The sequence below is a fragment of the Algoriphagus mannitolivorans DSM 15301 genome (assembly GCF_000429425.1).
Lineage (GTDB): Bacteria > Bacteroidota > Bacteroidia > Cytophagales > Cyclobacteriaceae > Algoriphagus > Algoriphagus mannitolivorans.
The window spans coordinates 276,074-285,357 of record NZ_AUBV01000008.1; the positions used below are offsets into that span (position 1 = coordinate 276,074).

Annotated in this window: 7 protein-coding genes and 1 pseudogene; 2 read left to right on the forward strand and 6 right to left on the reverse strand. The window is 43.9% G+C overall.

What is annotated here, in order from left to right:
• The first annotated feature begins 40 nt into the window (after positions 1–40).
• Together metK and G458_RS0111200 are read left to right on the forward strand one after the other, a co-directional pair.
• Positions 41–1,294 (forward strand): methionine adenosyltransferase, encoded by a 1,254-nt coding sequence (gene metK / locus G458_RS0111195; RefSeq protein WP_026951997.1) that lies wholly within the window; start codon positions 41–43, stop codon positions 1,292–1,294.
• A 174-nt stretch (positions 1,295–1,468) separates the two neighbouring features.
• Positions 1,469–3,643, forward strand: a complete 2,175-nt coding sequence (locus G458_RS0111200; protein ID WP_026951998.1) for a bifunctional alpha,alpha-trehalose-phosphate synthase (UDP-forming)/trehalose-phosphatase — start codon at positions 1,469–1,471, stop codon at positions 3,641–3,643.
• A gap of 17 nt (positions 3,644–3,660) precedes the next feature.
• Here G458_RS0111200 and G458_RS0111205 read toward each other — a convergent pair whose 3' ends face one another.
• From G458_RS0111205 to G458_RS20575, 6 genes and pseudogenes are all read right to left on the reverse strand, one after another.
• Entirely contained in the window at positions 3,661–5,442 is a 1,782-nt protein-coding gene (locus tag G458_RS0111205) for a glycoside hydrolase family 15 protein (RefSeq protein WP_026951999.1), read from the reverse strand.
• 117 nt (positions 5,443–5,559) lie between these two features.
• On the reverse strand, positions 5,560–7,137 hold the full coding sequence (locus G458_RS0111210; protein ID WP_026952000.1) for a M1 family metallopeptidase: 1,578 nt from the start codon (positions 7,135–7,137) through the stop codon (positions 5,560–5,562).
• A gap of 105 nt (positions 7,138–7,242) precedes the next feature.
• A complete protein-coding gene (locus G458_RS0111215) occupies positions 7,243–7,680 on the reverse strand; it encodes a UPF0158 family protein (protein WP_026952001.1) in 438 nt (145 codons plus the stop codon).
• A gap of 86 nt (positions 7,681–7,766) precedes the next feature.
• Positions 7,767–8,420: an alpha/beta hydrolase gene (locus tag G458_RS0111220; protein ID WP_026952002.1), complete on the reverse strand. Its 654-nt coding sequence runs from the start codon at positions 8,418–8,420 to the stop codon at positions 7,767–7,769.
• Positions 8,421–8,423: 3 nt separating this feature from the next.
• Positions 8,424–8,930 (reverse strand): annotated as a pseudogene (locus G458_RS0111225) (cytidine deaminase); the annotation flags it as partial.
• A gap of 77 nt (positions 8,931–9,007) precedes the next feature.
• A partial coding sequence (locus G458_RS20575) for an integrase core domain-containing protein (protein ID WP_157359754.1) occupies positions 9,008–9,284 on the reverse strand: 277 nt, incomplete at its 5' end.

A 9,284-nucleotide genomic window follows, 5' to 3' on the forward strand; every position in this document is an offset into this window, starting at 1 on the left:
TTTTGGGCACCTTTATAAAACGCATCAATTATTTTAATTTATGGCATATTTATTTACCTCAGAGTCAGTGTCTGAGGGTCATCCAGACAAAATCGCTGACCAGATTTCTGACGCACTGATTGATAATTTTTTGGCATTCGATCCAAATTCCAAAGTAGCATGTGAAACACTTGTAACCACCGGACAGGTAGTCTTGGCCGGAGAGGTGAAGTCCGACATCTATTTGGATGTACAAAAAATCGCCAGAGACGTCATCAACAGAATTGGTTATACCAAAAGTGAGTACATGTTTGAAGGAAACTCCTGTGGAGTCCTTTCTGCAATTCACGAACAGTCCGCAGACATCAACCAAGGTGTAGACCGGAAAACTCCGGAAGAACAAGGTGCAGGTGATCAGGGAATGATGTTCGGTTATGCCACCAACGAAACTGAAAACTACATGCCTTTGGCATTGGATCTTTCTCATATGATCCTCAGAGAACTGGCGGCTCTTCGTAGAGAAAACAAGGACATCACTTACCTTAGACCTGACTCCAAGTCTCAGGTGACCATAGAATACAGCGATGACAACGTTCCTCAGAGAATTGACGCGATTGTAGTATCTACTCAGCACGATGATTTTGATGAAGAAGAGGCAATGCTTGCCAAGATTAAATCTGACATCATCAATATCCTTATCCCAAGAGTAAAAGCTCAGCTCAAACCAGAGCTTCAGAAGCTATTTACCTCTGACATCAAGTATCACATCAACCCAACCGGCAAGTTTGTAATCGGTGGGCCTCATGGGGATACCGGACTGACAGGCCGAAAAATCATCGTGGACACTTATGGTGGTAAGGGTGCACATGGAGGTGGAGCTTTCTCTGGTAAAGATCCTTCTAAAGTTGACCGATCTGCGGCCTATGCTACACGTCATATCGCCAAAAACATGGTGGCAGCTGGTGTAGCCGACGAAATCCTTGTTCAAGTTTCTTATGCAATTGGAGTGGCTGCTCCAATGGGTATTTATATCAATACCTACGGCACTTCCAAAGTAGGAATGACCGACGGAGAAATTGCCAAAAAAGTAGAAGAGCTCTTCGACATGAGACCTTATGCCATTGAGCAAAGATTAAAGCTCAGAAATCCTATCTATGAGGAGTCTGCTGCCTATGGTCATATGGGTAGAAAAAATGAAAAAGTAACCAAAACGTTTTACTCCCCATATCGAGAGCCAGTCACTAAAGAAGTGGAGCTTTTCACTTGGGAAAAACTAGACTATGTCGATAAAATTAAAGCCGCATTTGGCCTTTAATTAGCCTGATATCTCAAAGCCCTGATTTAATAATCGGGGCTTTTTTTTGCCTATTGGGCAACCATTCTCATGGAAAAACGCCGTTTTTTCTAAGTTCTTGGGCTTTATTGATTATCTTGGATTTTGTCACTAATTCACAATCGGACCTTCAGGTCTTGTTTTTAAACTACCCACATGTCAAAAACTATCATCGTTTCCAACAGACTTCCAATTTCACTTCGCTTAAAAAACGGACATTATGAATATACTCCGTCTGCAGGAGGACTCGCCACAGGCTTAGGTTCCATTTATCAGGAAGGAGAAAATATCTGGATTGGTTGGCCGGGAAATGTAGTAGAAGAAGCCGAACAGCGGGCTGAAATCATCTTGGACCTTCACCAACACAAGATGGTCCCTGTGTTTCTTTCTCAAAAAGATGTCGAGGAATTTTACGAGGGGTTCAGTAATGAAACTCTCTGGCCCGCATTTCACTATTTCACCCAATACATTGTCTATAATCCTCAGCACTGGGAAGCCTACCATCGCGTTAATGAATTGTTTTGCGAAGCAATTCTGAAAAAGGCCGAGCCGGAAGATACCATTTGGGTTCACGATTATCAGTTACTGCTTTTGCCCAAAATGCTTCGGGAAGCACTTCCAGATGCCACCATTGGCTTTTTTCAGCATATTCCTTTTCCATCCTATGAGATCATGCGAATGATTCCCTGGAGAAGCGAGATTCTGGAAGGCATGTGCGGGGCTGACTTGGTAGGATTTCACACCTATGATGACATGCGACATTTTTTGAGTGCCGTGGGGAGAATCATTGGGCTTTCCTCCGAAAGCGGAAACATACAAGCCGAAAACCGGATCATCAACGTGGACTCCTTCCCGATGGGGATTGATTACGGGAAGTTTGAAGAACAAGCCAAAAGCAAAAAAACCCAAAGTCTAGTCAAAGAATACCGTAAGCAATTGGGCGATCAAAAGCTGATAATAACCATTGATAGACTGGATTACTCCAAAGGAATCCCCCAGAGGCTCCATGCTTTTCAGGACCTTCTAGAAGAGCACCCCGAACTTCATGGAAAAGTCTCCATGATCATGATTGTGGTTCCCAGCCGGGACATGGTGCAATCTTACAAAGAACTCAAAGAAGAAATCGACCTCCTCGTCGGGCGGATTAACTCTTCTTTTTCGACGCTTACTTGGGTACCGGTTCATTATTTCTACCGAGGTTTTCCTTTCGAGGAATTAAGTGCTTTTTACAGCATGTCTGACATTGCCTTGGTGACACCGCTGCGTGACGGGATGAATTTGGTCTGCAAGGAATTTGTGGCCAGCAAGCTGGATCATCGCGGGGTCCTGATTCTATCAGAAATGGCCGGAGCCTCCAAGGAACTTCGTGAAGCGATTCTGGTCAATCCTAATGATAAGCGCGGAGTAGTAGATGCTATTTATCAGGCTCTGACCATGGAGCCAGAAGAGCAAAAACAACGGCTCCTTTCTATGCAGGAGAGCCTTCAAAAATATGACGTCTTCCAATGGGTCAAGGTCTTTATGGATCGGCTGTATCACGTAAAAGCCAAACAAGCGGAGTTTAAGTCGAAAAACGTAGATCAAAAGGTAATTACAGAAATTCAGACATCTTTTAAATCGGCCCAAAACCCAGTCCTGTTTCTTGATTATGACGGAACGCTAACTGGTTTTACAGCCAATCCCCAGCATGCCATCCCAGATGAAGAATTGAATGGAATCATCCGAAATCTAAGTAAAGCCGCACATGTGGTGATCATTTCAGGCAGAGACAAGGATACCCTTGGAAAATGGTTTAAAGATTTTTCGGTGGACCTGATTGCAGAGCATGGGGTATGGATGAGAAAAAAATCCAGCGGCGAAAATTGGGAACTTTATGCCGAAGTAGATGACCACTGGAAGGAGGATATCCGCAACATCATGGAATATTATGTCCTGCGTACTCCCGGGGCGCTCATCGAGGAAAAGCACCACTCCTTAGTGTGGCACTATCGGAAAGTAGAAAGTGGCTTAGGGGACCTGAGAATGCGGGAGCTATTCAGTCACCTGAAATATATGGCCAGAGGATACAACCTTCAGGTTTTGGAAGGAAACATGGTTCTCGAAATCAAACGCCCAGACATCAATAAAGGAAGGGCTGCTTTAAACTTAATGAAAGGCCTAAAACATGACTTTATCCTAGCCATCGGAGACGATTGGACCGATGAGGACACCTTTAAAGCCATGCCAAAAGGAGCCTTTACCATCCGGGTAGGCTATAGCTATACTCAAGCCACCTATAATATCAAATCCTACAAGCAGGTGCGCCAGCTATTGGCCAAACTTGTGGAATAAAAACTGATTTTGCTTCCTTATAGAAAATTAGGTCTGTCAAGCTTACGCCCGATTCTGAAGGCCGCATTCATGAGACCTACATGGGAATAAGCTTGTGGGAAATTTCCCCATTGGCTTCCTGTGGCTTGATCCACATCTTCAGAGAACAGGCTCAGGTGATTGCAGTACTTAACCAGAGTTTCAAAACCTTCCACAGCTTCATCCAGGCGATTGACACAGGCTAAAGCTTCAATATACCAGAATGCACAGATCAGGAAGGTGGTTTCAGGTACTCCGAAATCATCCTGGTGCTTGTATCTGTAGAATAGATAATCCTTGGCCAGAAGCTCGCTTTCCAAAGCCTTAAGATGGTTGTTTGCCCGCTCAATATCATCTCCAAAATACCCCATCGTGATCAGCTGAAGCGTACTCGCATCCATATGAGTGACCCCAATTGCCTGTGCGTAAGCCTTGCGGTCGGGAAGGTAGCATGCCTCTATCTTTTTGGCGGCCATAGCTTTCAATTCAGTGGCTTTTCGATGCATTTCCTGATTATTTAGGCGGTTAGCAATCTTGATTGCCGCTGAGGCTCCAGCCCAATGGAAAAGAAAAGTATAACAATGCTCTTGGGCTAGATTCCTAAATTCCCATAACCCTGCATCTTTTTCCTCCATGGTATGCTCGATTTTATTCAGGAGGTTCATGATAATAGGCTCAGAATAGCTCCGCTCCTGGGCCGTAAAACGACTGTCTGAATACAAAGGCAGCAGAGAAACCAAGACCTGGCCGTACAGATCATTTTGGACATGGGTATAAGCTTGGTTTCCAAATCGAACCGGCTTATTTCCCAAATACCCATCTAGTGGGGATATTTCTTCAGTTAAAAACCAATCTCCTGTGATAGAGTATAGGGGCTGGTAGCGATTATCCTGAACAGTCGGCAGATTTTGGATATAGTCAAAGTATTTCTCCAATTCCTCAAAGTGCCCAATGCTGTTGAAACAGGTCAAAGTATAGTAGCTATCCCTAATCCAACAGTATCGGTAGTCCCAATTTCTGGTGGAGCCGGGAGATTCAGGCAGGGAGGTGGTTGAAGCTGCGATAATGGCTCCAGTATCTTCAAACTGGTGAATCTTCAGAATCAAGGCTGATCTAATCACCAGCCTTTGGTGAAAATTGTAAATGCTTGTGGACTTGACCCAGTGAAGCCAATACTCCTTTGTGGCTTGGAGAAATTGCTCTGAAGTACTTTCAATTGGAGCTTCCAAAGGCCTCCCGTAGGTAAATACAAGGTAGATTGGCCTATTTAAAACAAAGCTTTTTTCCTCTAAAATAAAGCTTAGAGAAGCATTGGTTGTCAGCCTGACTTCCTGATCGCTGTTTCTGAACTGAATATGATTACTTCCCGGTGTCCCCTTAAGTTGGATTGTCCCCCGATCTGCAACAGGCCGGCATTTGATTCTGATTTTTGGAAAACCAGATATTGGCTGAATCTTTCGAATCAGCATGAGAGGACGGAAATAGCGATCGTAATTCTTGAATCGCGGCGCAAAATCAGTCACCTTATACCGACCTTCTTTTGCCTGAACTTCGGTTTCGAGGATGTTGGTGTTTTCCAGATAAGCTTGAGATGATTCAAATTCACCAGATTCAGGAAGAATGGTGAATTCGCCCCCTTTTTCTTTGTCTAGGATTCCTCCAAACAAAAAGTCCGAATCGAACCTAGGCATGCAAAGCCAGGAAATATTCGTGTTTTTCTGAATGTGGGCAATGAAGGAACAGTTTCCGATAAGGCCGGAATCATACAAATGCTTTTCCATCTTATTAGGTGTTTGGTGATAACAATCAAAAAACAGGGTAGCATTCAATAAACTAAATGCAGGAAAACAATCCAAGCCAGGGAAAAGGAATCTTAGAAAAAAATTCTGGGAACTAATTTATTTTTTCATCATAATCCAACCCTTGGGATCCACCTCTGGCAAAGTACTGCTGTTTATTTCTACCGGGCTGGGACCGAGCTCAACGCGGATCAATCCCTCCGATGTTTGGATTTCCACCGGCATCGAAAAATCAATCTCCTTTAGAGAAATCGCGTATCCTGACTTACCCTTTTTACTTAGTTTGAGCTGAGGGAGATCTGTAGAGAATAGGTACAGGTCAAAAAAGGCCTGAAGATCCTTCCCGGAAAAGGCTTGGACAAAATCAGTAAAATCTTTGGTGGTCACCCTGTTTTGGTAAGTAAATCTCTCATCCTCGGCAAAAGCCTTGAGCATAGGAAAGAAAATATCATCTCCCAAAATCCCCCTTAAGGAATGGATAATCATCGCCCCTTTGGTGTAAATATCCGAATGGTAGGCTGTCTCTTCCGTAGAGTTGGGAGGGCTTACCACAGGCTTCTCATGGAGAATGCCCCTAGCTTCTCGTTTTACTTTTGTGAAATAAGCCTCCGGCCCACCATGCTCCCAGAAAAACAACCAGTCTCCATAGGCGGTCAGCCCCTCATGAATCCACATATCAGCCCAATCTCCCACTGACACTTTATTCCCAAACCATTCATGGCCAAGCTCATGATGAAGCAGCCAGTCGTAATCTTCATTTCCAAGCTGAATGTATTGGAAATTATTTCCATAGGCATTGATGGTCTGGTGCTCCATGCCGAGGTAGGGTGTTTCTACTACAGCAATTTTATCCTCAGGGAATGGAAAGGCCCCAAAGTACTTTTCATGAGTGGCCGCACTGGTTTTTAAGATTTCCAAAAGCTCATCGGCATGGCTTCTGTTTTCCTGAAGCACCCACACATGCATGGGAATTAGTTTCCCTGAAGATGACTTGAATTCCGTCTTTGCCTCATGAAAAGCTCCCAAGGTAAAATTGAGATTGTAATTGTTAATCGGATAGGCCGTAGACCAGGTGTAGGTCACTTTATCACCCTGTTCCTGAGTCTGGATCAACCGCCCGTTGGAAGCCACAAAGTAAGGTTTGGGTGCGGTCAGAATCAATTCAGCACCTTCACTGGGTTCGCTCGAAGGATGATCCAATGCAGGCATAAATATTTTCGCTCCTTCTCCCTGACTGGAGAGGCCCATCCAGTGGTTTTCAAGTTGGTCGATTTTCCAAGTAAATCCCCCAGTCCATGGAGGATTGATGGCTATTGGGGTTTTACCTCCATAAAAAATCTGTACCTGATCACAGGTACAATCAGTAGGAATAATGTCCAAGATATCATTCTGGTGAAAAAATGCGACCCCTTTTCCCTCCATCAACACTCGGCTAACTTCATATTCATCGATCAGTTGAAATCTCAAGGTGTCCAGTTTTTCCTCAGTGGAAAACGTGATGGTATTAGAACCTTGAATGGATTGAGATTCAGGAATCAGCTCCAGCTCAAGGCGATAATGTCTGATTTTCATCTTGGCCTGAATCGGATCAATTGGCCCGCCCCAGTCCCAGTTTTGAGCCGATAGTGTTCCGACAATAAGGAAAAATAGAAGCGTAGAGCAAAGATATTTCATCATAGAGCAAGTCAATTTCGGCCTTTTGGAGTCAATGCCGATACATTATAGGGGATTCCCTTATTTCCTAAAAGAAAAAACCGCTCCAAAATGTGGAGCGGAGTCTAATTAATCTTCTGCGTAGTTAAAGGAGTCCACCTGTTCTTTGACCCAGTCCTGATATTTCCCTTTGCGGTAATCTATCCATTCCTCCTTGTATTTAGAGCCTTCAATCAAAAACTTAAAGCCGGTGGCGGCTTTGGGCTTGCTGAGAGCGTCCACCAGTTCTTCGGCCAGATTTCTTTCTTTTACTTTCCTATCGATAAAATCCTGCATCATCTGGTGTTCCTGGGAAGGTTCCATTTTGGTGAATTCTGCGTAATTATCGGGAGTCTCCTCGATGGCATCCAGGATATCTTCTTCTTCCTCGGTCAAGTCATAGTTGAAGTAATCCTCATCATCCGGCATGTGGTGAATCTTCTTCTTGTCGATTTGGTAGAAGCACACGTTGCCTTTAAGTAACTGGGCAGCGATAAAATCTGCCTCTTTTTCTGTAAGCGAAAGCATGGAATATTTACAATAGTTCTCGAAAAGTAACGAAAATCAAAATTTCATCAAATTGTTTGCAAGATAGCAATCTCAGGGCCAAATTTTTACCTGTCAAATTTCAAATGGATGACTTTCTGAAGAATATCTGTTTCCAATACATGCCCCCCGGGAAAATTCATCAGAATTGCCTCCTTTCCCAGTTCTTTTACCAGCTCCTCTTGCTTTTTCATCCTCTCCTCAGTCAAAAACTCATCCTGATCTCCAAAGACCATCACAAGGGTTGTGGATTCAAATTTATGCTTTGCTGACTCCAATTTCAAATCTAAGGCAAAACCGCCTGCCCAAAGAACCAAAGTCTCAACAGGCATTTTCCATTGGCTGGCCCATCGTGTGGCCGTGGCCGCTCCTTGGGAAAACCCGAGAACATGGACTTTGGGAGGCACAGAAAACTTTTCCAGAATACTGCTCATTAAGGAATCAAAATACCGATGATTATTGGCAATAGCGACTTCCCTTTCATGCCGGGTCATCCAATTGGCTCCGACCCTACCTTCAAAGTCTTTGAGATATGCGTAATTAGTGCCTTCCGGGGCGATAAAAAGCCTATCTGGAGAATCAAATGGCAGAAACTTCCGGATGAAAAACTCCGCCAATTGCCCATAGCCATGAAAAACTATCCAAATTTCTTTTTCCAATCCAGAAGGCTCATGACTTTGGGAATACTGGGCTTCATAGGAGAAAAAAAATGACTTCTTCACGGCTTAGCTGTTCAGATCATCAAATTTCAAAGGAAGAAGCTGAGAGATTCCTTTGGTTCTCAATACAATTCCATTGGGCTGAAGCATCAAGAGAGTGATTGGTTTTTGGAATCTGTTTTCCACCTCATTGATGGTCTGTCTGCAAATGCCACAAGGGGATACTCCGGCCCATTCTTCTTCTCCCCCACGTTGGGCCACAATTGCCATCATCACCGGAGCATGGGCAGGATAATTTGCCCCGGCATAGCCCAAAGCTAGTCGCTCGGCACAGACACCCGTTGGGAAACTGACATTTTCCTGATTGGAAGACTGGATAACCTCTCCATTTTCCAACAAAACGGCAGCACCTACATGAAAGCCCGAATAAGGCGCATAGGCGTTCTTGGAAATGGTCTGGGCTCTAGAAAGCAAAGCCTGCTCAATATGGTCCAGCTCTGCTGGCAGCAATTCCTCTATAATTGAATGTGATTCTATCTTCTTCACAAGTGAGTTTTTTAGGGGTAAAACTGAAGGCTTCCCACTTTTTGGACAATTCTAAAATAGACAAAATTGGTTTTTGATGTTGACTATTATTACTACTAAGGGTGTTAATTGTGGGTAACTTCAGAGAAGTTATCCACTGTTAACGCCCATTGCTTTGCAAAATCTATTGGAGAGCAATTATTCAGGCTTCCGTGAGGTCTGTGATGATTGTAGTCCTCTATCCATTCCCGGGTAATCTCTCTGACTTCTTGGAGTGATACAAAGGAATAGTAATCCAATACTTCGGTTCGGTAGGTTTTGTTGAATCGCTCGATAAAAGCATTTTGCATAGGTTTTCCGGGTTGGATAAATAAGATTTTCACCCGGTTGGTTTCCGCCCAG